The 24,989-nt window shown below is 42.1% G+C and carries 17 protein-coding genes and 4 pseudogenes; 8 read left to right on the top strand and 13 right to left on the bottom strand.

Going from position 1 to position 24,989, the window contains the following annotated elements; translation table 11 throughout:
- Window positions 1-50: 50 nt before the first annotated feature.
- From V7K31_RS15450 to V7K31_RS15425, 6 genes are all read right to left on the bottom strand, one after another.
- Window positions 51-500, bottom strand: coding sequence for an SRPBCC family protein (locus tag V7K31_RS15450; protein WP_335095168.1), 450 nt, complete (start codon window positions 498-500; stop codon window positions 51-53).
- 19 nt (window positions 501-519) lie between these two features.
- The gene (locus V7K31_RS15445; RefSeq protein WP_012411100.1) at window positions 520-708 is read right to left on the bottom strand and encodes a CPXCG motif-containing cysteine-rich protein; all 189 of its coding nucleotides are present in this window, start codon (window positions 706-708) and stop codon (window positions 520-522) included.
- 162 nt (window positions 709-870) lie between these two features.
- Window positions 871-2,526 carry a B12-binding domain-containing radical SAM protein gene (locus tag V7K31_RS15440; RefSeq protein WP_335095167.1) on the bottom strand — a complete coding sequence of 552 codons (1,656 nt, stop codon included), beginning with the start codon at window positions 2,524-2,526 and terminating at the stop codon, window positions 871-873.
- Window positions 2,527-2,546: 20 nt separating this feature from the next.
- Window positions 2,547-2,801, bottom strand: a complete 255-nt coding sequence (locus tag V7K31_RS15435) for a SemiSWEET transporter (protein WP_335095166.1) — start codon at window positions 2,799-2,801, stop codon at window positions 2,547-2,549.
- A 197-nt stretch (window positions 2,802-2,998) separates the two neighbouring features.
- Window positions 2,999-3,868, bottom strand: a complete 870-nt coding sequence (locus V7K31_RS15430) for a hypothetical protein (protein ID WP_335095165.1) — start codon at window positions 3,866-3,868, stop codon at window positions 2,999-3,001.
- A gap of 27 nt (window positions 3,869-3,895) precedes the next feature.
- Entirely contained in the window at window positions 3,896-5,695 is a 1,800-nt protein-coding gene (locus V7K31_RS15425; RefSeq protein WP_335095164.1) for a hypothetical protein, read from the bottom strand.
- Between the two features lie 304 nt (window positions 5,696-5,999).
- Between V7K31_RS15425 and V7K31_RS15420 the strand changes: the two genes are divergently transcribed.
- Entirely contained in the window at window positions 6,000-7,841 is a 1,842-nt protein-coding gene (locus V7K31_RS15420; protein ID WP_335095163.1) for a tetratricopeptide repeat protein, read from the top strand.
- A 332-nt stretch (window positions 7,842-8,173) separates the two neighbouring features.
- Here the strand turns inward: V7K31_RS15420 and V7K31_RS15415 are convergent.
- Window positions 8,174-8,596 (bottom strand): annotated as a pseudogene (locus V7K31_RS15415) (FAD-dependent oxidoreductase); the annotation flags it as partial.
- Between the two features lie 131 nt (window positions 8,597-8,727).
- On the opposite strand from V7K31_RS15415, the gene V7K31_RS15410 reads away from it, so the two are divergent.
- Complete coding sequence (locus V7K31_RS15410) at window positions 8,728-9,438, top strand: pentapeptide repeat-containing protein (RefSeq protein WP_335095161.1); 711 nt, start codon at window positions 8,728-8,730, stop codon at window positions 9,436-9,438.
- 11 nt (window positions 9,439-9,449) lie between these two features.
- Here V7K31_RS15410 and V7K31_RS15405 read toward each other — a convergent pair whose 3' ends face one another.
- Window positions 9,450-10,664 (bottom strand): RNA-guided endonuclease InsQ/TnpB family protein, encoded by a 1,215-nt coding sequence (locus V7K31_RS15405; RefSeq protein WP_335095160.1) that lies wholly within the window; start codon window positions 10,662-10,664, stop codon window positions 9,450-9,452.
- 506 nt (window positions 10,665-11,170) lie between these two features.
- On the opposite strand from V7K31_RS15405, the gene V7K31_RS15400 reads away from it, so the two are divergent.
- Window positions 11,171-12,631 carry a pentapeptide repeat-containing protein gene (locus V7K31_RS15400; RefSeq protein ID WP_335095159.1) on the top strand — a complete coding sequence of 487 codons (1,461 nt, stop codon included), beginning with the start codon at window positions 11,171-11,173 and terminating at the stop codon, window positions 12,629-12,631.
- Window positions 12,632-12,771: 140 nt separating this feature from the next.
- On the opposite strand, the gene recQ is transcribed toward V7K31_RS15400, so the two are convergent.
- Window positions 12,772-14,934, bottom strand: a complete 2,163-nt coding sequence (gene recQ, locus V7K31_RS15395) for a DNA helicase RecQ (RefSeq protein ID WP_335095158.1) — start codon at window positions 14,932-14,934, stop codon at window positions 12,772-12,774.
- Between the two features lie 357 nt (window positions 14,935-15,291).
- On the opposite strand from recQ, the pseudogene V7K31_RS15390 reads away from it, so the two are divergent.
- Window positions 15,292-15,531, top strand: a pseudogene (locus tag V7K31_RS15390) (type II toxin-antitoxin system HicB family antitoxin).
- On the top strand, window positions 15,528-15,674 hold the full coding sequence (locus V7K31_RS15385) for a type II toxin-antitoxin system HicA family toxin (RefSeq protein ID WP_335095157.1): 147 nt from the start codon (window positions 15,528-15,530) through the stop codon (window positions 15,672-15,674). The pseudogene V7K31_RS15390 and the gene V7K31_RS15385 overlap by 4 nt, the downstream one beginning before the upstream one ends.
- A gap of 233 nt (window positions 15,675-15,907) precedes the next feature.
- Here V7K31_RS15385 and V7K31_RS15380 read toward each other — a convergent pair whose 3' ends face one another.
- Together V7K31_RS15380 and V7K31_RS15375 are read right to left on the bottom strand one after the other, a co-directional pair.
- A complete protein-coding gene (locus V7K31_RS15380) occupies window positions 15,908-16,570 on the bottom strand; it encodes a class I SAM-dependent methyltransferase (RefSeq protein WP_335095156.1) in 663 nt (220 codons plus the stop codon).
- 320 nt (window positions 16,571-16,890) lie between these two features.
- Window positions 16,891-19,242, bottom strand: coding sequence for a di-heme oxidoredictase family protein (locus V7K31_RS15375; protein WP_335095155.1), 2,352 nt, complete (start codon window positions 19,240-19,242; stop codon window positions 16,891-16,893).
- 519 nt (window positions 19,243-19,761) lie between these two features.
- On the opposite strand from V7K31_RS15375, the gene V7K31_RS15370 reads away from it, so the two are divergent.
- Both V7K31_RS15370 and V7K31_RS15365 read left to right on the top strand, forming a co-directional pair.
- Window positions 19,762-21,753, top strand: a complete 1,992-nt coding sequence (locus V7K31_RS15370) for an alpha-amylase family glycosyl hydrolase (RefSeq protein WP_335095154.1) — start codon at window positions 19,762-19,764, stop codon at window positions 21,751-21,753.
- A 229-nt stretch (window positions 21,754-21,982) separates the two neighbouring features.
- Window positions 21,983-22,945, top strand: a complete 963-nt coding sequence (locus V7K31_RS15365) for a phosphoribulokinase (protein WP_335095203.1) — start codon at window positions 21,983-21,985, stop codon at window positions 22,943-22,945.
- A gap of 23 nt (window positions 22,946-22,968) precedes the next feature.
- Here the strand turns inward: V7K31_RS15365 and V7K31_RS15360 are convergent.
- Together V7K31_RS15360 and V7K31_RS15355 are read right to left on the bottom strand one after the other, a co-directional pair.
- Window positions 22,969-23,189, bottom strand: a pseudogene (locus tag V7K31_RS15360) (hypothetical protein).
- A gap of 229 nt (window positions 23,190-23,418) precedes the next feature.
- Window positions 23,419-23,646 (bottom strand): annotated as a pseudogene (locus V7K31_RS15355) (phosphopantetheine-binding protein); the annotation flags it as partial.
- Between the two features lie 561 nt (window positions 23,647-24,207).
- On the opposite strand from V7K31_RS15355, the gene radC reads away from it, so the two are divergent.
- Window positions 24,208-24,939, top strand: coding sequence for a RadC family protein (gene radC, locus V7K31_RS15350; RefSeq protein ID WP_335095153.1), 732 nt, complete (start codon window positions 24,208-24,210; stop codon window positions 24,937-24,939).
- Window positions 24,940-24,989: the final 50 nt, after the last annotated feature.

Here is a 24,989-nt window from a genome sequence, read left to right as displayed (position 1 = left end):
CTGCTCCCCTGCCTACACAGCGATTGATTATTTTTTTAATTGGAAGTCCCTTACCATGACTCGCACTCCCGTTTAGTGACATAGTGACGATAGCGAAACATCGCTTCTAGTTGCACTTGCACTAACCAACCACTGACAAATTCAACTGTTCCTCCACCAGGGATAGAGAAGGAAATAGCATCAGTCAGCTTAGTTTTGCCATTTTCCGGTTCAATTTCATGTCGATGTACCCAAGATTCAAAAGGGCCAGATATCTGTTCGTCGGTAAACAGGCGATATTTTTCACATTCAGTATGACGCGCTAACCAAGTTAGGGGTAATGGGCCGAGAAACAGACGAAATTCTGTGATAGCGCCCACGTTCAGCCCCCCTTCACGACGAACCACTTGCACTGGCTGCCAAGGTGGATTCAGTAGTTGCAAAATATCTGACCTTTCGTGAAATTTCCAAACTACTTCTGGTGGGGCATTAATTACTGAGGAATGTTTAAATTGCAGCATGGAAAGAAAAACCTAAAATTCAACTTTCGGATTCGGTATCAATCTCGATATCTAGAGTATCTTCATCAACCCGCACATACAAAATATTTGGGTTACAGCAAACTTGACAATCTTCAACATAAGATTGCTGTCCTCCAGCACTTAAATCAATAAAAGTTAAGTTCGGTTCGCCGCAATAGGCGCAGTAATACTCAGCTGTGTTTTGCATCAAGTTTTCAGCTATGAATTCAATGGTATTGGGGATGGGGCATGGGGCATTGGGGAGCCAGTGCGTTGGGCGGCGAGCCACTCTTGTTGCAACTGGCGTCATTGGGCATTGGTTATTTATTTCTCCCTTATCCTCACCTACTGCTGTGTCGCCACTCCCCTATTATCGAGTCCCTCCCAGTAATGGCTGTAGTTCCTTGGGGGATGGATTGATATAACTTTTAGCATCAGCTAAATGCTTTAGTAGTGTAGACTGTGGCAGAGGCCCTTGCAAGTGGCTCCAGGGTAATACTTGTTCTGTTGACCATTCGGCGTGGACGTAGAAATCTAAATCGGGGATTTGTCCTTTGAGTTGTTTGAAAGCACGTTTGTAGCTACCCAAGGAGTCGCCAAAGTCACGAGTAAGTTGAAGGAGTTGGGAGAGTCTGCGATCGCCTCTCGATAACAAAGCTTGTATAATTGACCAATTATAGCTTTCTGGGCGAAATTCTATCCCCTGCGGTTTTAGCTGTTTTTGCAAAAACTGCAACCGCTTTTCGGCTTGCCGATTCACCCCAAACCATTGAAATGGTGTGTGTGCTTTGGGTACAAAGGTGCTGCATCCGAATGTTAAGCGCAATCCCGGCGCAGCTTTTTTGATATTACGCATCATCGCCACGGTTTGCTCTAAATCCTCTGGTTCCTCACCGGGAATTCCTGCCATTCCGTAGAGTTTCAAGCTTTTTAATCCGCCAGCTTTGGCATTTATTGCAGCTTGGATGATTTCGTCGTTATGCAGCTTTTTGTTAATGATTTGCCGGATTTTTTCAGAACCACTTTCTACTGCAATGGTAAGCGATCGCGTGTCTCGTTTCGTCAAAGTTTCTGCTAACTTGACTGTTACGGTATTGGTTCGCACTGAGGCAATACTGAGACGGACATCATCGTACTTTGGCTGACTAATATAATCTAGCAAAGTCTCAAACTCTGGGTGCTGAGTTACAGAAGCCCCCAATAATCCTAACCGATTTGTAACTTCTAACCCTTTTGCGATCGCTGGAATTAAGGAATCTTCAAGACTGGCTGTTCTAAAAGGCAGTGTGAGATAACTCGCCAAACAAAAGCGGCACATTTCTGGACAACTTCTCACCACTTCCACCATGTAAATATTTTCCCATGCGGCTTTTTCGGTGACTACAGTCGAGGCTGATAGAGTATTTCCTCGATAAGTTTGCTTCTGCACCACTGCGGGAATTTCGGGAGAAATTGGTTTAATTGACTTTACTGCACCATCTTTTGCATGATATTCGACTTCATATAAACTGGGAATATAAATTCCTGGGACTTGTGCAAGTCTTTTTAGTTGAGTTTGTCTAGAAGCATTTCTTACTTCTTTGTAAGCTTCAATGAAATTACCCAGCAGGTTTTCCCCATCTCCCAATAAAATTACATCAAAAAAAGCTGCAAAAGGTTCGGGGTTAGCTGTGAGAACTGGTCCACCACCAAAAATTATTGGATGAGAATCATCACGATAAGTTGCCAGAATGGGAATTTCTAAAGATTCCAGCAAATTTAAAATATTCACATAATCCAGTTCCCAGGAAATCGAAAATCCCACAATTTCTGGGTTTCTGGGGAGTTGTTCGTGAGTATCGGTAAACAGGCGACTCACCTGCACATCATCACGCATTGCCAAGGTTGCCCAAACTACCTGATAGCCAAGGCTAGTGATACCTACGCTATATTCATTGGGAAAGGCAAAAATGAGGGGGATAGCGTTGATGTCTGGCGTGGCGGGCGTGAAAAGGAGGCGTTCAGAGGTAAATACAGATGATGTCACAGGTGTTTCTTAGAAGCAAGTTATCTATATCTAATTTTAAGCCATAGAATAATCAAGTTAAAAATAAATGTCACGGCGTTCGCAAGAATAATCGGTAAGGATTGTAAATATATTCCATAAATTAACCACAAAAAAACACCAGTTATGAATGTAATCAGCGTTACTAAAGAAACATCTTTTGCTGATTTTGTTTGCCACGTTTTAAACATCTGTGGTAAGAAGGCGGTGGTGGTTAGTGTAGCAGCAGCTAATCCTAGAATTGTCAGAAAATCCATGTGATGCAAACCTATAAAATAAAGTTTTCATTGATTAAAAAATTTAGAAGCTGATTTTTATAATACTGTATTAATGTCTTCGATTTTACATTGTAACGTCAGGGAGAAAATGGATAAAACAAAAAGGGAAAAAGTTAAACTCTGTTCCCTTCTCCTTTCAGCTTTATCCTAATCATTAAAGGATATGTGATATGACACTAGCAAAACCGATTAATTAATTCTTCACGGGATAACTGCAATAGTAAAGGCGTAAACTCTTCTGGTGATAACGCTAATAAAGGTTCAATAATTGCTTGAAGCTCATTATCTATTTCACCAAAGCGAACTTTGAGCAAGTTTTCCACCACCAAGCGTTCTCCTTGTTGTATCGCTTGTTCTCGGTCTTGTTGGTAAAGTGGTGCTAATCGCATAAGTAATTCCCTATCTTCCTCGTCTTGATTTTGAGTGACTTGTAAGTTTTGTTGCAAGTTGTACAGCAATTCTAACGCTGCTTTTCGGAAAGGATTATCAGGAGTAAGTGCTTCTAATTCGTCAATTGCTTGCTTTTGAACGTTCCCTCTACCGATGATTCTCAGCCATAAGGTTTCTGAGATAGATGGCAACTGATGAATTGCTACTATTGCAGTGCGTAAATATTCTGCCATGAAGTGTATACCAGGCAAGTAGTCGTCTTTTGGATTAGCACCAAATCCTGATAAGAGTTGCGCTGATGCTGTGGGGGTAAGAATCCATAATTTTGGTAAATCAGATTCTAGAATGCGAGTTTTATTTCGATTTGCTTGTCGTTGTAAATCGCCACGTACCTCTAATAATTTTAATAGACAATCGCAAATTTCTGTAGCTGAGGCGGCGTTACGAAAGGGTTCAAGTAGAGAAGAGGTAGTGACAATTTGACCTAATAATCCGAGGGTTTCTGGTATGTCTCTTGGTTGTGGTTTGGGAATGAAATAAACGTCAATTTGTCTAACTTCTCCTGCAACTCGTCTAGCTGCTTGGACTTCGCCGTAAGGAGTGAGTAATTGTTCGAGGTAGTCTTTGGCAAATTGGTCATGAATAAATCTGGTCATGTTGGTAGTTTGGTGATGCAAGCCAGTTTATTTACCATTATCTTGCGATTTTTTGAGATAAGACTTAGCCCAAGAGTAGCGTTTTGAATCTTTTTTTAGTAAATATTCTGCTGCTTCATGTCGTTTATTCTCATCTTTTGTACTCCTTACTACTCGTTTTCTCTCATCATCTATATCTTCAGGTTTAGCACCGCGTCTAATTGCTTGTTCATACCAATAATCTCCTTTTTCATAGTCACTTTTGTCATAACATATAGCACCCATTAAGGTATAAGGTTGATGACTATCAGGGTGATACTCCATAGCTTTTTTCGCACAAATCTCTGCATCAGCTAAGTTATCCATATCTCTGAATGCTGCACCTCTAGTAACTGAAATTGCTGACTTTAGCTTGCTTTCTCTGATTTGGTTTAAGTCTAAGTTAGTAAGTTTTAATGCCTGTTCAGGTTCATGTGCTTTGCGCCAATAACTACTAGCGGTGGGAATATCCCATTTATTTCCAGTGCGGTGAAATTCCTGCTCATAAAACTCTGCTTCTAGCCTGTAATACGCAAGAGCAATTTCCCCGCCAGGAGATAATAGTTCCTCTTCCATAAGCTGCAAAACCAACTTAGGATCTAGCCGTTGTTTTTTCTCTAATTTGACCATGATCGCGTAAAATGGCTCTAGTGCAAGTGAAAGATATATCAATCTATATTTTCTCTTGAGAATAGCGAAGTGCTTTTGTTGAGCGAGAATAATGATATCTTCACGTCTATTATTTTGTAGCCAATCAATTTCTGACTCATTAAGTAGTTCTCGTAAATCGATCTTAGATTTTAGGGTAGAGGCGTATTTTTCATTTGCAATTTCTATAATCTCAGTCAGCTTGCGTTTTTTGAGAAAGTTAATATCCTGTTCGCCTAACTGATTGGACAACTCAATACTTTTGAGAATTTTATAAAAGTGACTTTTAGGGGATGAATCCTGATACTCAGTTGCTTTATACTTAGCTTTCAATGCAGCAAATTCTCGTGTTTGTTCCAATTCTTGAGCAATGGCAATTGTTTCGCTAATTCCTTGCTGTTCTAGCCAGTTAATTTCTGACTCACTCAAATTATCTTTTGCGTCAATATTTTGCAGTATTGGATATAGTGGACTCGACAATGATAAATCCAGGTGTTTGTGTTTATTAGCTTGGTATTTCTCTCTTAACTGAGCAAAGTGAGTTTCTTTTACTGACTCTTGTTGTTGAAAAATTTCTGCTGTTTCAAATAGTTCGTTATTGATCAGCCAATTATATTCAGAATTACTTAAACTTTCTGTAACCTCTAATTTTTTCAGTATTTGATACAGTTTACTCTCAGGATATGAGTCTTGATATTGAGTAGCTTTGTACTTGTATTTAAGTTGAGTAAATCGTTTTACCTCTTGAGCAATTTGATTCGTCTCATATAAACCGTTTGATCTCAGCCATTTCACTTCTGAATCACTGAGAGAATTTCCTGATTCAAGTTTCAAAAGTATGAAATACAGACGACTAGATTCCCAAGAAACATCATGCTTTGTAGCTTTATACTTAGACTTTAATTTGGAGAATTCAAATTCTAGATTTCCGAATTCTTGCACTCTATATTGCTGTTCTTGCTTGATAACTTCTAAAGTCTCCTCAAGCTTAGACTCTCCCAACCAATTGGATTCTAAGTCGATGAGTTCAATTCCTAAGTCAAGTTTTCGTAGTATGAGATACAGCAGACTCACGGGTAATGAATCTTGATATTGAGTTGCTTGGTACTTGGACTTTAAAGCAGCAAAGTGTTTTAAGCGATTTTGAGACTCTTGAACCATATTGATAATAGATACGATCGCACTTAATAGATGTGTTATCCGCTACTATAGCAATACTGATAAAAAAGGGCGAGTAAGATATCCACCGCAGAAGAATAAATAGTCAGACATTGAGGCAGAGCCTCGACGAATGCATTCCCAGTCTCAGACTGGGAATGAGGAAAAAGATTTTCTGAAAGCTCACAGAAAATCAGGAATTAAAATCTTAACAAGAGGCACAATAAGCTGGAACGATTGTCAAAACATATCGTTAAAAATACGATTGCCTTTAAGCTAGGGAATGTCGAAATCCAAAAAAAATTATATGAATGCTGAAGAATTCTTAAATCAAGGATTAAACCACAGTTTACAAGGGGATTATCAAGGAGCGATGCCTGCGGCTACCCCAGAGGGGATCGCAGCTTACACCCAAGCAATCAAGCTCAATCCTAACTATGCTGAAGCTTACCATAATCGAGGAATTATTCTCAGTGGTCAACTCAAAGATTATCGTAATGCGATCGCAGATTTTAATCGCGCTATCGAAATCAATCCCAATTTTGCCACAGCTTACTGTCACCGAGGTAATGCACGTTACCTTTTAGCCGATTATGAAGGAGCGATCGCGGATCATAACCAAGCATTACAAATAGATCCCAATTTAGCCCAATCCTACCATAGCCGGGGTAATGCTTATTTCGCCTTAGAAAAATACGACAAAGCGATCGCAGATTATATCCAAACAATAGAAATGAGTACCCAATTAGCTGATAATATCAATATTGATATCGCCAATGCTTATCATAATCGGGGTGTGGCTCGTTTTGAGAACAGTGATCATCAAGGAGCGATCGCAGATTTACAACAAGCTCTACAATGGCATCCCCATTTTGCCGCAGCTTATAGCAATCGTGGTAATATTCATCATATCTTAGGAAATTATCACGAAGCGATCGCTGACCATAACCAAGCATTACAATTAGATCCCAACTTAGCGGAGGCTCATCATAATCGAGGTAATGCCCACTACGCTTTAGCAGATTATCAAAGTGCGATCGCTTCTTACAACCGCGCCCTAGAAATAAACCCCAGGTTTGCCGGAGCATATTACAATCGGGGTCTGGTTTTTGCTCATCTCAAAGAATATCACCAAGCAATTGAGGATTTTAACCAAGCGCTAAAGTTAAATCCTGATGATGTGCAAGCTTATTGTGAGCGGGGTCTTGTTCGTAGTACTCTTGAAGATTATGAGGGTGCGATCGCAGATTATGATCAGGCGTTACAAGAAAATCCGACTTTAGCTTTAGTATACGGTTTTCGGGCGAATGCTCGGCGGCGACTGGGAGATTATCAAGGTGCAATTGAAGATAGCAATCGCCTATTACAACTCAATCCTAATTTAGCTGAAGGATATTGCGATCGGGCGGCGGCTCGTCGTTCTTTAGGAGATCATAAAGCAGCAATAAAAGATTACGATCGCGCATTACAAATTAATGATAACTTAGCCGCAGCTTATTATGGTCGGGGTATTGCCCGCGAAGCTCTGCAAGATTTACAGGGAGCAATTGATGATAACACCCAAGCAATAGAACTTGTTCCTGATTTTTCGCAAGCGTACTGCAATCGCGGAAATGCTCGTCGTCTTTTAGGGGATGAAGAAGGAGCGATCGCAGATTATAACCAAGCATTAGAAATTAATCCCAATTTAATTGAAGCATATTATAACCGAGGTTCTACCCGCTATGCTTTAGAAGAATATGAAAGTGCGATCGCAGATTACACCCAAGCTTTGCAAATAAATCCCCAATCTGCTGCATTTTACAGCGATCGCGCCAATGCTCGCTATGCCCTAGAAGATTATCAAGGGGCAATAGAAGATTACAGTCGAGCGATCGCGATCGACCCCAGTTTTGCTGAAGACTGGTACAATCGGGGTCGTAGCCGTTCATTATTAAAAGATTTAGAAGGAGCGCTAAAAGACTTAAACCAAGCCTTACAGCGTCAGCCTAATTGGGCTTCAGCTTACATCCTTCGGGCAGATGTCTACCAAAATCTGGGAGATTCTCAAGCAGCAATTGCGGATTTCCAAAAATCCGCAGACTTGTATTACCAAGAAGGAAATATCCAGTATTACCAACAAATTATTCAGCTAATTGAACAGCTTTGAACAAGGAATAAGAATTGGCATAACATACAATTTATGTCCCTGGCTTACCTCACCCTCAATCCCTCTCCGATATATTGGAGAGGGATCGTGAGATAGGATGAAGTTTTGTATTTTATTTAATCCACGTTCCTAAATTATCAATTCAGTCCACTTGAGTGGACTTCAGCTATCAGCCCTGAACTGAAGTTCAGGGCGGGATATGGGTGAGTATGAATCCTAACTAATTATCCGCACATGATATTATTTCTCCTTCCCTACTCTCTCGTTTCTTCAAAGCGAGAGCGTTCCATGAAGCGGCGGTCAATCCAATCTTTATAACGCCACAAGAGTTTGTGAGGTGGTAAAGTGAAGATGCCTTTGCTTGCGATCGCATATTCTGCCGCACCTGATACAGACACTGTGGCCGGAGTGCTGCCAATATCAATAGACAGCACATCAAAATCTACCGCAAGTCCGTTAGCACAAAGAATTTTGGTGTTTTCCAAGTCTAGGGCAACTACTCTGTCAATATATAACTGTGCCTGAGCAAAATTCGCTAAAGGTCGCAAGTCAATATGACATTCATCGTCGCTGTAAAATCCGGCAATGTGTCCTGGTAACATTCCAGAGTAGACTGTCTTTTTAGCTGCGGTAATCAACGTCAAACGAACTCCAGCTAAAGGCTTTATCCCAAACATTCTCAGGACAATCGCATGGCTGTGACCGCCACCAATCAGCACTAAGTCTTTAACTTTCGGCTGTAACTTTTGCTGCATTGAAGTACTTAATAGCAATTCTATTTGAGTTGTGATATTTTTGATGTTCGCGTAGCGGCGACCGTAGGAGAAGACTATCCCCGAAGTTTTTGAATTTTGAATTTTGAATTTTTATTGATGCTTTTGATGCCATGAAAAATATTTCACCGACAAATAACAGTCAATTATCAAAAATATGTCTTAGGATATATGCTTTCCAGGAAAAAGTTAATCAAACTCAGCATCAGTCGCCAAGACAACGTTTAAGAATAGCAATTGAACAATTAGGGAATAAGACAATAGAAACCAGTCTAGCTGTAATTAATGATTTAGAGCAAATTACTCAAAATCATCCACATTACCACTGGATAATCATGAACATTCTTACTACTTTTGTCCGAGAAAATACTCTTTACATGCCCCAAGAGGAATTAACGAGCAACCTCAGACCAAAAGTTCGTGCAGATATTCAAGCAGCCCTTACCGTTATCGCTAGAAGAGATGTAAAGAAAGACCCAGAAAATGAGCAACTTGATTTGAGTCACACGGACATGAGGGGGGCAAACCTAAATAGGGCGAACCTAGAACAGACAAATCTCTATCAAGCTAATCTTGCTGGGGCTAACCTCAGAGAAGCTAATCTAGCTGGGGCTATTCTCAGTGCAGCTAACCTAGAAGGAGCTAATTTATATCTAGCCAACCTAGAAGGGACAATTCTCAGTGCAGCCAACCTAGAAGGAGCTAACCTCTCTGGAGCTAACCTGCATCGTGCAAGTTTATATCTAGCTAGGTTGCATGGGTCAATTCTCAATGATGCCAGACTCGATGGGGCAAATCTCAGGGAAGCCAAATTCTCTGATTGACACTCTCAGGTCTAAAGACACTGAGATTCTTGTTTCTTCGACATAACTTGCTCAAGCAGGCTTGCACCAACTAGAGTAGTGGTTCCATCTCCCCAAGCGTTGCTTGCGTCTAGCGCAAAAGTTCCCGTATGCCCTACGGTACTCAATCCCCGACTAAGGATATTTCTAGCTGCGTTTTCATCTCTATCCATGACGCAACCACATTTACAAATGTGCGTTCTAGTTGACAGAGTAATCTTTCCAATTTCACCGCAGCTAGAGCATTCCTGGCTTGTGTATTGCGGATTAACCGCAACCGTGACCCGTTTGAATACTTTCCCAAAGTACTCAATCCAAGCACGGAACTGATACCAAGATGCGTCATTAATAGACTTAGCTAAACAATGATTTTTCACCATATTTTTAATCCTCAAGTCTTCGTAGGCTATCAAGTCGTTAGACTGAACTACGCACCGTGCTAATTTCACAGCATGGTCTTTACGTTGCCTACTTATTTTGAGGTGGCGTTTACCTAAAACCTGTTTAGCCTTACCCCTATTTTTTGAACCTTTCACCCTTCTAGAAACACGACGCCCTGAACGCTTGAGAACCTTTTCTCCAATCCGAATAAATTTAGGATTCTCAATCATTTCCCCGTTTGAGTCGGTGTAGTATTCTTTCAACCCAACATCTAAACCGATTGTGTTACCAGTTGGTTCTATGTCTTCTGAACGGGTTACATCAATGCAGAATTGGGCATACACACCATCTGCACGTTTTACCAATCTAACCCGTTTGATTTGGTTAATTTGGTAGAAATGCAAATCACGAGTACCTTTGAGCTTTAATCGTCCAATACCTTTTTTATCACTGAAGTTTATAGATTTACGATCATCAGCAAGCTTCCACCCCGATGTTTTGTACTCAACAGAACGACAATCTTTCACAAATTGTGGATACCCCTTTAAGCCTGGAATACCTTTCTTGCAGTTGTCGTAAAATCTAGAGATAGATGACCATGCTCGTTCTGCCGAGGCTTGACGAGCCATCGAGTTGAGTTCATCAGCAAAGGGAAAATTAGCGGCAAGTACCGCGCAGTATTTCTGCAAATCATTTTTACCAGTACCTAAAACATCCATCCATAGCCGAATACAACTATTACGAATAAACTTTGCAGTACGGATTGCATCATCTATTGCAACTAATTGCGCTGACTTTCCGTAGGCTTTGAACTCGAATACAAGCATCGCTTCCACCTCCTATCTTATACTACCATAGTTGGTGTAAAAAACTCATAGTTAAGAAAGATTGAATGCGGTTAAAACCGCACGAGTCGCTTGTATCTCTTTCTCTGAAGCCACTGAGCTTTACGCTTACCGGCTATTTTGTTAGGAACGTGGATTAATTAAAATGCAAAACTTCATACTGTCTCACGATCCCTCTCCAATACATCGGAGAGGGATTGAGGGTGAGGTAAGCCAGGGACATAAATTGTATATTATTTAATTCTTATTCCTAAAACACTGCTACCGCAAGGCGGAATTCAAAATTAAAAATTCAAACAGGTATAGAGTGTAAGGCTTTCATTGTTTTGCAATGGGTGGTTTATTTCTGTCAGAGCGTATAAGTATATTCGATGTCATTCCCTAGTTCAATGAGTGCCTCGCCATCTATTATAATTTTCTGTTAAATGCTATACTATTTTTCCCAAATATCTAAGTAATAATTCTAGGTTGTAAGGAAAATTTTTACCATGTCTTCTAAAAAGACAGACCCTCTGTTGAATTGGTTGATAACTATAACAGTTTTATTTGGCTTCTCATTAACTGTAATTTTCTTCGCCTTGTCTAGTATTAAGGAATTATCAATCCAGGAAAAAATTCAGTATAGAAACCAAGCATTAACAACTACTGCAATAGTTTTTCTGGCATCGGCAGCAATGTTTAATACTTATTATGCAGCAAAGCGTGCCCAAGCGATGCATAAAAATGCGATCGCAGCTGAGAAAAACCTGGAAATTGGCATTCAAAATGCAAAAGTCAATCAAGACAGATTGATTGCAGAGCGGTTTATGGGGGCAATTGCCCAGCTTGGTCATGAAAAGGTTGAAACTCGGACAGGCGCAATTTATGCATTAGAAAGAGTTGCTCAGGATTTTCCCCAAGAACACTGGACAATCATGCAAATTCTCACTGCCTTTGTGCGAGAGAATGCACCTATCCAGCACGGAAAAGCAGAGCAACAAAAGGCGGAATATTCAAGTAGACGTAGAGGTGGGTCGCGTCCTACAGAGCAATTGGAGCAAAACCTCCATGAAGAATTGCCAAAAATCCGCACCGATATTCAAGCAGCCCTAACTGTCATCGGCAGACGTAATTTACTCGAAGACCCAAAAGAGCAGAAACTTGATTTACGTAATACCGACATTAGAGGGGCAGACCTGTTTAAAGCTAACCTCCAAGAAGCAGACCTACGTGGGGCTGACCTGAGTGGGGCTGACTTGCGTGAAGCTGACTTGAGTGAGGCCAACCTTAACGGCGCTAAACTCGTTAAGTCTATTCTCTATGAAACCAAATTACTAAAAGCTAGTCTATGTGGAACTAACCTCTGTTGGGCTAATCTCAACCGCGCCAATCTTTGTGGAGCAAATATGCGTTCAGCCAACCTCTCTGGAGCAAGTCTGCGTGTAGCTAATTTGCAAGGAGCAAACCTCTATAAAGCTAACTTGCAACAAGCGACTTTAAAAGTCGCCAACCTCTCTGGGGCAAAGCTGTTTTTAGCTAACTTGCAAGGAGCAAAATTGGGTAAAGCCAATCTGCACATGACGGGTTTGATTGGTGCCAACCTCTGTGGGGCTAATCTAAATGGTGCCAACCTTTCTGGGGCTAACTTGAATGCAGCCAAACTCCACCAAACAGAAGTCTATTTTGCCAACCTCTCAGAAGCCAGCTTAACGGAAGCTGACCTTTATCAAGCTAACCTCATCGGAGCAAACCTATATCGGGCAACCTTTTATCAAGCTAATCTGACTCAGGCAAACCTGATGGGAGCTAACTTTTCAGAAACTAATCTCAGTGATGTCAAACTGGAAGGGACAATTTTGACAGGAGCTAAAAACTTAGAGTTGCAGCAGATTAGAGAGGCACTTGGCGATCGCAACACGAGGCTACCTGATTATATCGAAGCACCGACACATTGGCGACAGTCTGGTTAAGTTATCTCAGCATCATTAGTTATTTGGGCGCATTCTACCAGTTTCACTTAATCCTATAATTTTTACTAAAAGTCTCAGTAACAATTCTGTAAATGAGCAAGACTAATCCCTATCTACATACTGAGCTAAAATTTAACGTATCACTTGCGATTTTCGCGCCGCCACTTACCCCTTACTAAACGAATCTCCTCAAAAGTGTAGCTTTCGCCTAGTTGTTCTCGAATTGGCGTTAAAGAGATATCACCAAGCACTTCTAAAACTTGCCAAATTTTTTGTTGATGTTCTAAAGGTACTAATTGATTTAAATCAACTGACTGATTTTTCTCAATTAGTTTTTCTAGATGATTTGTAACTGTTGCCGGACTAAGGTTGCGTTTTTGGGCAATTTGAGCGATATTTAAACCTTGTTGATATAATTGTAATGTCTGTAATTCGGTGTAAGAAGATGAGTTGGGCGAAGATACAGAAGCGGAAGTAACAGATTTATTTTGCAAACCTTTTTCTTGGCGGTAGGCGCGAATTTCTGTAATAAACCTTTCGCCATATTGAGCGAGTTTGTGACTACCTACACCAGAAAGTTTGGCAAATTCAGCTAAGGTTTGGGGTTGTACCTGTACCATCACTTTTAAAGTGGAATCGTGGAAGATGACGTAAGGTGGTACAGATTGCTCATCAGCTAATTGTTTGCGTAGCGATCGCAACTTCTGTAATAATACTTCTGCAACTTCTGCTTTTTCACTTCCCTGTTCCCAGGTAATCTTTTCTACTGTGGTTACAGCTAGGGAAACTGGGCGTTGTTTTCGCATTACTTGCCAACTTAAGGCATTTAGTTTTAAAACTGAGTAACCATCGCTAGTTTGTTCTATTAACCCTTGATGTAAAAGCGATCGTCCCAACATTCGCCATTCATCTAAAGTTCTATCTTTACCAATACCATAGGTAGAAAGTTTCTCGTGTTCGTACTGGATAATTTTATCTTTTTTTGCCCCCCGCAACACATCAATTATGTGTAGCATCCCAAACCTTTCTTTGCAACGCGCCACACAAGATAAAAACTTCATGGCTTCAATTGTCCAATCTTGCATGGGTTTGGGATGACGACAATTGTCACAGTTACCGCAATTCCCAGCAAACCTTTCTCCAAAATAACCCAGTTGAATCGTTCGGCGACAATCAGTGCCTTCAGCATAATCAATCATCTGCCGCAGTTGTTGTTTGGCAATCAACTGTTCTTGAGGGTCAGTTTTTTGATCAATACTCCATTCAATTGTTTTAACATCACCAAAGCTGAAAAATATTGTACACCGAGATAGTTCTCCATCTCTACCTGCCCTGCCCGATTCTTGATAATAACTTTCTATATTTCTGGGCATATCAAAGTGAACTACCAACCGCACATCCGGTTTATTAATTCCCATCCCAAAGGCGACTGTTGCCACCATAACTCGGACATCATCTCGAATAAATCGCGTTTGATTACTACTACGTTCCTCATCAGTTAATCCGGCGTGATAAGGCAGAACAACAACTTTATCGTTTTGTAGTTTAAAAGTGAGTTCATCAACTTTTTTACGAGTTAAACAATAAATAATTGTCGAACCTTCAGTTTCTCGAATTAGTTCTAACAATTGGGCGTAAGCATATTTAGTTTTAGGACGAACATCGTAATAAAGATTTTCACGGTTAAAACTGGCAAGATGGATGCTAGGTTGCTTCAGCCCTAATTGTTGAATGATATCACTACGGACGCGATCGGTTGCTGTGGCGGTGAGGGCGACGGTAGGAACATCAGGATAGCGTTTTCTCAGAGATTTTAACTGGCGATATTCTGGACGAAAATCGTGTCCCCATTCCGAAACGCAGTGCGCTTCATCAATAGCAAAGCTAGAAATACCGATTTTTTCTTTAACTAAATCGAGAAACGGTAGAAACCTTTCACTCAGCAGACGTTCCGGGGCGACGTATAGTAATTTTACTTTACCGTTGAGGATGGCTTCTTCCCGCGATCGCACCTGGTAAGCATTCAAACTGCTATTAAGAAATGTCGCATTAATATTATTATTTCGCAATGCTTCTACTTGGTCTTGCATCAAAGCAATTAACGGCGACACCACCACCGTTAATCCATTTTTTAACAATGCTGGTAGCTGAAAACACAGAGATTTCCCCCCACCAGTCGGCATCACAACCATTAAATCTCGATTTTGCAGCGCCTCTTCGATAATTTGCCGTTGTCCGGGGCGGAATTGGTCGTAACCGAAGTGATATTTTAGCGCTTGTTCGAGATGGGGATACTGAAGCATAGCGATCGCTTTTTCGGGGGCTGTCTGCGTGAGTAGTTATGAAGATATCAGTATTTTAACTCACATCTTCGGCAGCTTTGGTCAGGCTTGCATTTCTGTTGGCGATGTCTACGACGGGCTATGACGCTCGTTCGCCCTTGGCGTCTCCCCTTCTCCCAAAGGGAGAGGCTAGCGCCAAGGGAGAAGACTCGCTACCGCTTCTCAACGAGACGCTGCGCGAACGCTATCGGTGACGCATACTGATCAATCATCATAGATGAGCGATCGCTTTTAGGTCAGGTTGAACTAGCATAAAAGCCTTTATTATGAAATCAGTCTAAGTTAAAAATAGGTAGATCGCAAATAAGTTGAAAACATATGGACAACAACAATAAACAAATTTACAATTACACGGTTCTTCTGGAAAAAGAATCAGATGGAGGTTATCACGCTTTTTGTCCTATCCTAAAAGGTTGTCATTCTCAATGAGATTCTTTTGAAGAAGCCATCGAGAATATTACAGAAGCTATTGAATTATATATTGAAAGTTTAAGAGCTGATAATCAGTCAATTCCTAGAGAAGATTTAATTGTTAAGTCATTAAGTATCTTGGCATGAGTAATTTTCCCTGTGTCAAAGCTAAAGAATTTATCAAAGTCATCGAAAATTTAGGTTTTTATCTTGACCGTCAAAAGGGGAGTCATGCTATTTACAAGGATAGTCATAGACAAAGGGTTGTTGTTCCTATTCATGCGGGATAAAACCTAAAGCAAGGGACTCTAATGGGCATGATTCAGGATATTGGTATTGATAAGGAAACTTTCTTTGTGTTATTGGGAAAATAAATTAGGTGTAATTTTATTGTTTCATGTCGGTACTCAACCCAACCCACAATATCGGCGATCGCGCGCTCATTAATATACATGAGCGATTGAAGATTAACAAGATTTATTACGAATTTCCCTAGATTCGGTTGCTCATCTTGTAATGCCCCTCACTTTTTCAGTGCCAGAGTCAAACCATCTGCGATCGCAATTAAACTCAGATTAACTCGCTGGTCTTGATGCAGCTTTTGATTAAAGGCACGAATCTTTTTAGTTCTATTATCTTGCACTTCGGGGTCGGCAACCTTCCCTGACCAGAGAACATTATCGATCGCAATCAGTCCCCCCGATCGCACTAATTGCAGCGATCGCTCATAATAGCCATCATAGTTGCTCTTATCTGCATCGATGAAGGCAAAATCAAAAGTTTCCGCCTCTTTTGTTGCCAGTAGTCGATCTAAAGTCTCCAAAGCTGGGGCAATATGAAGCTGAATTTTATCCACAACTCCAGCTTTCTGCCAATAGCGCCGAGCGATCGTTGTAAATTCCTCACTCACATCACACGCTACCACCTTACCATCGCTCGGTAACGCCAATGCCACCACCAGGGAACTATAACCTGTAAATACCCCAATTTCCAAAGTTTTCTTAGCTCCCAGCAACTGCACCAGTAACGCCAAAAACTGCCCCTGTTCGGGAGCAATCTGCATCCTCCCAATAGGATACTGGGCTGTTTCTTGTCTCAGTTGGGTCAAGATTTCCGGTTCTCGTAGAGAGATTGATAGTAAATAGTCATAGAGGTTTTGTTCGAGTCCTAGTGTTTGAGTCGTCATAAAACGTGCCTTCCTCTTTTGCCTAAATCCTATACACTAATTCTCTGGTTTTATCAGAAATATGCAGAAAACCTGGAAATGCAATCTTCAAAATCCAAAAAATTTTGAGGAGTGAATATCTTTTAAATTGGGGATGAAAGCCAATAGCAGGAAATATCAAGATATTGAGCAATAAGTACCCCCACAGAATTAATTACATATTGATTCTTTACCAGGCAAGAATTTCAGCCCAGTTTTTGTGTAATTAATTCTGTAAATAAGGGACGTTCTTAAGAACGTCCCCGTAGTGAAATTCACAAACAATCGATATTAGAGAGCCACTACAGTTCCTTCAAGAAATCAATTATCGCTTGTTGATCAGAAGGTGTCAGATAACGGAAACGACCGATAACTTCGCGTGCTTCACTTCGATGAGTTTTTGAAATAGCACTGGTATAAGGCGGGCAAATTACATCATCAGGCGATGAGCCATAGTTGATAACATTGCCGATTTTATTAAAAACTTTGCCACCCGGAGGAACAGGGCATCCTCCACCCGGCAGCTTAGAGGTCTTATAGTCATCGGGTGCAGGTAGGTCATGTAGCTCAATCGCTGCCCGAAGTGCATCGTCTACCGAACGAACAACCAACGGTGCATTGGTCACTTCGCTATTGGTAAACACACTACCTGCGGGCGTTGTGTCACGGGTGAGGGTACTCAAATAGACGCTACCATCATGCAAAAATGGAGGGCCAACCTTACCAATCCCCATCAGAGGCGGTGTACGGAACTCTTCACCCTTAGCAGTTGCTTTCTGGTTTGAGAAGATATCATCAGTGAGGTTACGGGGTAGATCATACGTCTTGAAGTTCAATCGGTTACTACGAACAACCTGGGATCGGCTCACAAGGATTGGATCACGCGGAGTTGGTGCAAACCGTTCAGCATCAATGGTGGGGCCTTTATGCAGAATCAGATCCGAGAAAATTGGTGCCCAACGGTAACTGAGAATGTCTACAACCGATGCTACATCAGTACCCCAGGATGGATCACCAACAGCAGGGGATCGACCAGTTCTTTGAACTGGAGTATGGCAGCTCACACAACTGACCATGCGATCGCTCTGGTTAATGGCATTGGGATCACGACCATCGCCTCCGCTAGGTATACGACCGGGGATCATCCGGTTGGCAAAGGCAGTGAGATCAATACCAAAAAGCTGCGCTCCTCGTTGAACGCTGGCTGCACGACTGGAGTCAGAACGAGGTTGAGAGGGATTTTTGGAATTTAGCACGGCCAAGAGATTGGGGCCAAATTCTGGGGGAGCCGTCAGGCGCAAGAAATTGCGCTCACTAAATGGGGTGCTGAGGTGAAACTCAGGGTCGGCTATTGGATTTTTGCAGTTCTTATTGTAGGGAGCAATTTTGGGATCAGCAATATTGATCTCATTATTGTTAGCCAAGCTCGTAATGCCAAGCTCACCTTGCAAGCCCCCAATGATAAACTGTAGCATCTCTGCGCCATTGGCACGTAAGCCAAAACGCCCTACCCCAGAGGCCAGGGCGTTGGGTCGGTCAGGTGGCGCATTGGCAGGAATCATATTGACCTTACCTGTGACACAATCACCGTTGCACTGGAATACAGCAGTTTTCAAAGACGATTTGCCGCCTCTAATGTCAGAAGGATCAGGAGCATTTGTAATATCCTGGTTTGGAACAGCCTCTATCAGCCCACGACCGATATAGGGCGGGCCAGCGCGTTCACCGACACCACGTCGAAATCCACTTGAACTCAAGCCCGTAGTTGGATCAATCGTGCCGAGGTTTCGATCTTGGGCGATGCTTGGGATCGCATCTGGTTTGCAATCTATACTCGGGTCGAAAGCTTTAAGTTCAGCAATCGGGGGGCGTGTATGCTGCACAAAACCACCAAAATTCTGTGCATTACCTGTGACTCGGTTTTTAGAACCATCTAGCTGATCATAAGATTTGGTCGGATCGGCTGCTTCAGCCGACGGTGAAAAGTCCCCGAAGATCGTAAAGGCTGCGGTTCGCCCGGTATTGTTGACCGCATTTAAGGCTGGGTCGGACTTACTAACGATATTCAAGTTAACATAACCGTTTGGATCGACTGGATCTAAGCGAACACCAGCAGGTCTACCACCATTTTTGGTATCACCCGACGTAAAACTGAAGTTGGTGGGGGTTGAGCGTCCAGCTCGACTGACGTTAGAGATACCCGTAAGCAGCCCCACATCGGGAACCGACTCAAGGTTATTTAAGTGACAGCCCGCGCATCGGGTTTGGTTAGCCATCGCCCCTGCACCTTCGGTAACGGTTTCTGGGGTGGTAAAAAACCACGACCCTTCTACCACTTTCTGGCGAGCTGATTGCGAAACAGAAGGATAGAGCAATCGATCTAACTGAGCCGCCGTTCTCAGGGGAGCAAGTCCCACGTCGCCAAAGGTATCGCGACGGAGACGCTCTGCTGGACGAAGGGGTTGATTCGGAGGCGCAACCACAAAGCCCGACCTAACTTCAGCTTGTCGCTGTGCAATTAACGTGGCATCGTCGGGAATGTTGGTACGAAACTGACCAAAAACTTTGTGTGGGAAAACAAAAGAAATTAATACTGAAAGGCTAAGTGATAAACCCACTATCACCAAGACACTCAGAAGTTTAAGTCTTCGCATTATGTTTTTCAGCCTTATTCAAGATTGAGATAAGACACGCTGAAGATCACAAATCTCATATTTGGATTTTTAGCCCGTCTATGCTACTAAGCATGAAAACTAACAAACTATTGATACCAATCTTCAGACCTTGATTTGGCAAACCCTAAGGAAAATTACATACATAGCTTACGACAATACTAAATTTAAGCCATTTAATCTAAATATTTCTACATAAAAAGCCCACTTGAGTGGGAAGGAATTTATACTGTTATTTCGGTCTGGACTGGGGTTTTATGTTTTGCCTAAGAGTATTGCACGCTCTTGTATTGGACTATTTCGGCAAAAGCTAGACTACCTCTATTTTTGGCGAAGGTATTGCTTGATATATACAGTTAATTTACTAAATTTACCAGCAAAATACTTAATCCTCTGCATAATATTGAGAGTTTAAATAAATTCAAGCTATCGTCTGGAATAACACTCGGCTGTTGTGTAAGAAATTCATAATTGAACTTTGATCACCCAGAGGTTTTTGTCATGCCTATCGATCTATTGAACCGCAAAAAAACTCATTTTGTTTTGTGGCGTCCCAGTGCTTCAGAACTAGCTCCCACTCTCTATATTGGCAATACTGCTACCGAAAGCCCAGACAGATTAGCTCAATTCAAAGAAATTCCGCTTCGTCAATCAACAGAATTTCCAGAATTGTGGGAAGTTTCGGCTGAAGAATCTAGTCTGACTGAAGGACAGGTCTATTTTTACTGGTTTAAAGTCCACAACTCAGACCCTTACGACTCTGCCAATGCTAACCAAATTCTCTACTGCACAGATCCAACAGCGACGACTGTGGATCGACGCTTACCTGCACCAAAGCCATCAGAACCGGGAGGTGTTACTAGGTCATATCCAGCAAGCGTCGTACTTTATCAAAATGGAACGCTGATTCCCTGTGATCCCCAAGGGCAAACTGTAAATTGGGAAGGCGATGCTCCTTTAGAGACGCTGCCAACCAATAATCAACTGGTAATTTACGAATTACCAACCCGTTGGACAAAGATTAACGCAAACGGATTGATTGAAGAAGGAAACGGCACATTTCGTGACGTACTGGCACTATTAATACCAGAAGCGATCGCTCCGAATTTTCCCATAGTCAGCGCCTTGAATGACCGCGCTCATCTTGTGGAACTGGGAATCAACGCCCTAGAACTTTTGCCACCAGAAGACAGTGATGATGATCTCAAGTGGGGCTATGGTACAGCAAATTATTTTGCAGCAGATTTTGACTTAGGACGTCCAGATAACCAGTCAGCACCTACTGCTTCGACTGATTTAGCTAATCTGATCAAAGTTTGCCATCAGCAAGGGTTGCGCTTTTTTGTGGATCTGGTGATGGCATTCTCGCGGAATAATCCTTACCATAACGTTAATTTTTTGGAATTTTACATCAAATGGGCTAGTGGTGATCCAGAACTTGGGTCAAGAGATGGCTTTGGTGGCGATTTATTTAAGTACAACTATTGGGTAGAGGGCTATAACCCGATTACTGGGCAAAAGTCATGGCTTGTCCCAGCGCGTGAATACTTAAAAGCCCATATTGCCCACTGGTTGGAATACTATCGGGTTGATGGTCTGCGGTTGGATAGCGTGAACAATATTGCCAACTACGACTTTTTGCAGGAATTCAAAGATTTTGCCCGCACTCTTTGGGACAAAAGAGGTGGAAGCGGCGATCGCTTCCTCGTAGTTGGCGAAGAGTTGAGTGTACCCCTATCTCTCATCCAACAAAATCGTCTGGATGGACTTTGGAATGAAAAGTTCAAGCAAATCATCCGACAGGTGATTTTAGGTAAGAATGCCTGGGACGAACCCAGCTTTGAGTGGAGTATCCGCAAACTAATTGATTGCCGAAACTTAGGCTTTACAGATGGTTCTCAGGCGGTAAACTATATAACTTCCCATGATGTTGGCGGTTATGGTAACGAGCGTTTCTTCAGCTACCTTGCTAGTAATGGAATTGATCATACTGAACCGCGCATTAAGTTGGCATTTGTCTGTCTGCTTACCTCTGTAGGAATTCCCATGATCCTTGCCGGAGACGAATTTGCCGATCAGCAGGATTTGGTTCCAACAGATGAGTATAAGCAGATTGACCCAGTTAACTACAGCCGTGTGAATGATGATTGGCGGCAACGAATTTTCCAATACGTTGCGAGGTTGATTCGCTTACGTAAAACTTCTGAAGCTTTAGCTGTGAATGATACTCAATTTCTTCATGTTGACTTTAATGATGGTAAACGAGTTCTAGTCTGGCAGCGTGGTAATAAAGCCGATCAATTAGTAGTTGTAGTGGCGAATTTCTCTGACTACGGCACTCCTGTTGGTTCTGAGTACAGAGTCCCGAATTGGCCTGCAACCCCAGTTGGCAAGCAGTGGAAGGAAATTACTCAAGAGCGGATAGTTCCATCTGAATGGGTAGGTAGAGAAGGTATCTTCCCGTGGGAAGCTAAAGTGTATGCTCTAGTTTAATTTCAATGCCGCTCAGTGAAAGAAATGTTAGGTCAGGTTTGGTACTTCAACCTGACTTAAAGCGATCGCAAGACTAATGATTGTGCCAAAAGCGATCGCCCAAACATTGTATGTGTGTAGAGATATTGCATACCAAGTCTTTGTTTGAGTTACTCGCCTAAACCCTTCTAGAATTAAAACTATCGTAGGGAATTTTATTAATAAACTTGTTTTTATTCTAGGAGGTATGATGAGCCGTCCAATAATTCTTGGTATTGTCGGCGACAGCGCTGCTGGGAAAACAACACTAACGCGAGGAATCGCTCAGGTACTTGGCCTAGAAAATGTCACGATCATTTGTACAGATGATTATCACCGTTACGATCGCCAACAACGTGCAGAAATTGGCATCACTGCCCTTCACCCGGACTGCAACTACTTAGATATAATGCAGCAACACCTGTCGTTGCTACGCACAGGACAGCCAATTCTGAAGCCAGTTTACAGCCATAAAACCGGCACATTCGAGGCACCGCAGTATATCAAGCCGAATAAATTCGTGATTATTGAGGGATTACTCGGTTATTCTACCCGTGCAGCCCGTGACTCTTACGATGTTAAAGTTTACCTTGCACCCCCGGAAACACTACGCGCTAAGTGGAAAGTCAATCGGGATACCCAAAAGCGGGGCTACAGTCCTAAACAAGTGTTAGCGGAACTAGAAAAGCGCGAACCAGACTCAGCACAATTTATTCGTCCGCAACGGCAATGGTCTGATATCGTCATTAGTTTCTACCCACCCACTGAGGATGATGGTGAAACCAATGGACACCTGAATGTGCGCCTGGTACTACGTCCGACAATTCCCCACCCAGATTTTACCCAGATTATCAACTCTGGCTATGGTAATTCCTCTTCAGCGATCCGCTTGGGGCTAGACAGAGATATGAGTAAGCCCGTAGATGTCTTAGAAGTTGATGGTCATGCCACCTTAGAACAGGTGAATCAGCTAGAGCATATTATTTGTTCCGATATGCCTCATTTACGAAATATTTGCGATCGCGAAAGTAATCCAGAACTGGGTAAAATTGCTGGTACAACTGGGGAGACATTGCAAAGTTACCCTCTTGCTCTCACCCAGCTAATCATTACCTACCACATGCTCAAAGCAACCCAAATTTATCAATCTACTGGCATAGGGAGTGGGGAGTAGGAAATAGGAGTAGTGTATTTCCATCAATTCAAAGACGACTTAGCTTGTCCCTCAGCGATTTCTTGTTTAGCACGCTGTACAGCAGCTACAAGTTTTGTTGCGTTCTCTGGAAGGATTCGTTCCACTGAATTTCATCTTGCAAGTCATTAATGTATTCTCGAAGATGCTCTGCAACTCGATCCTGTGCCTCAACAGATAAAGATTCCATCATCTTCGATACAGTAGCGATCGCTGCGGATGACATGGTATGCTGCTCTCATATAAAATTCTTTTATTAAAGCTAGCATCAATTGCAGCTTAGTTGAACTTTGGCGTGAGAATTAGGCGATCGCACTTTGCTTACTCAAACTTCAGGTAGAGATTTGCTTGTGAATGTGGTCTAATAGTTCTCCAACAGTGCAAGCTACAGGATCTGAATCACCGAAATAATCATTGCTATATGACGGCGGCCATTTTTTAACTGACCCTAATATGTCCTCAGGTATTTCAATATTAAAATCAAACGCCTCTTCAAGTGCCATTGCAAGCTCAACGGTATCAAGCTCATCCGCCCCTAAATCCTTACAGATGTGACTAGTCAAATGTACTTTATCCAACTCAACGCTCAACTGTTCACTGACTATATCTAGAACTTTAACAAAAAGATCGGAGATACTCTTGTCTCTACCGGACCCATCAAACTTTTTAGCTAACTCAGTCAATCGATTTTGCCTGCGATTCTCTGCCTCTGTCGCTTGTTGAGCTTCTTGTGCCACTCGTCGAGCTTCCTCAATTTTTTGGTGCTGTAAGCGCTTGTAGGCAGCTGCCTTCTCAGTCGCTACGTGCATTTTCCCGACTTCGATATAGGAGTTAACAATATCACGCACTAGAGAAAATTCAACCTTGTGTCCGCTCTCGCTATAAATTTTTGTAGCTATCTTCCAGACAGTCTCATCGTGTTTGGACACTAGGGAATTTAAACCCTCTTCTGTAACTGGTACAATTTTATCTAAATAAGTGTTGATTACTTTTTTCAGGATGTCTAACTCATAGGCTCTATCATCAGCAGTCATTGTAACCTCTCTTACACCTGGCATCGGTTGACCTTTTGCTATCCGTTGAGAATCTTAATAGTAACTTGAGAGACATCCTAAGTGAGGAATATACAGAAAGAGAGAAAACTTACCAAAATTAAAGATTTTCTCAAATAAAGATGATTTTGAGAGCAAACAAGGGATAACTAAGGATAGTTACATCTTTAGTGACGATTTTCTTAGTTTTCTATGACCTATTGCCTGAGAATTGCCGACTTACCTACAAATGAGCGTCCGCGTGAACGGCTAATGACGCATGGTGCCAAAATTTTAGCCACAGCAGAGTTAATTGCAATTCTTTTAGGCACTGGACAAGGACCAGGGAAACTCTCTGCTGTAGGTTTGGGACAATATATTTTGAGCGAATTAGGCAAACACCAACGTGATCCTTTGGCAGTTATGCGAGAAGTTACCCCTGCTCAATTGATGCAAATTTCTGGTGTTGGCCCGGCGAAGGCGACAAGTATCTTAGCAGCAATTGAATTGGGCAAACGCGCCTTTCAATCTCGTCCTAATGACGGCACATTAATTGATAGCCCACTTGCTGCTGCTGCTACCCTCAGTCAAGATTTGATGTGGCAGACACAAGAACGTTTTGCAGTGGTGCTATTGGATGTTAAGAATCGCTTATTAGGTACGCAAGTAATCACCATTGGTACTGCAACCGAAACCTTAGCTTCTCCCCGTGATATCTTTCGAGAAGTTATTCGTCAAGGTGCAACGCGGGTAATAGTTGCCCACAACCATCCTTCTGGGAACCTTGAACCCAGCCAGGAAGATATAGAATTGACGCGTCAGTTATTAGCAGGGGCGCAGCTTTTGGGCATTCCGGTACTAGATCATCTGATTTTGGGCAATGGCAATCATCAAAGTTTACGGGAACTGACAACTTTGTGGGATGAGAATCCACAGGGGGATTAAACAAGATTCCTGCTCCCTCTCCTTACTAAGGAGAGGGCTGGGGTGAGGTT

The sequence above is a fragment of the Nostoc sp. genome, assembly GCF_036917675.1.
In the GTDB taxonomy this organism is placed as follows: domain Bacteria; phylum Cyanobacteriota; class Cyanobacteriia; order Cyanobacteriales; family Nostocaceae; genus Nostoc.
This window is presented reverse-complemented; position numbering and strand designations above follow the sequence as displayed.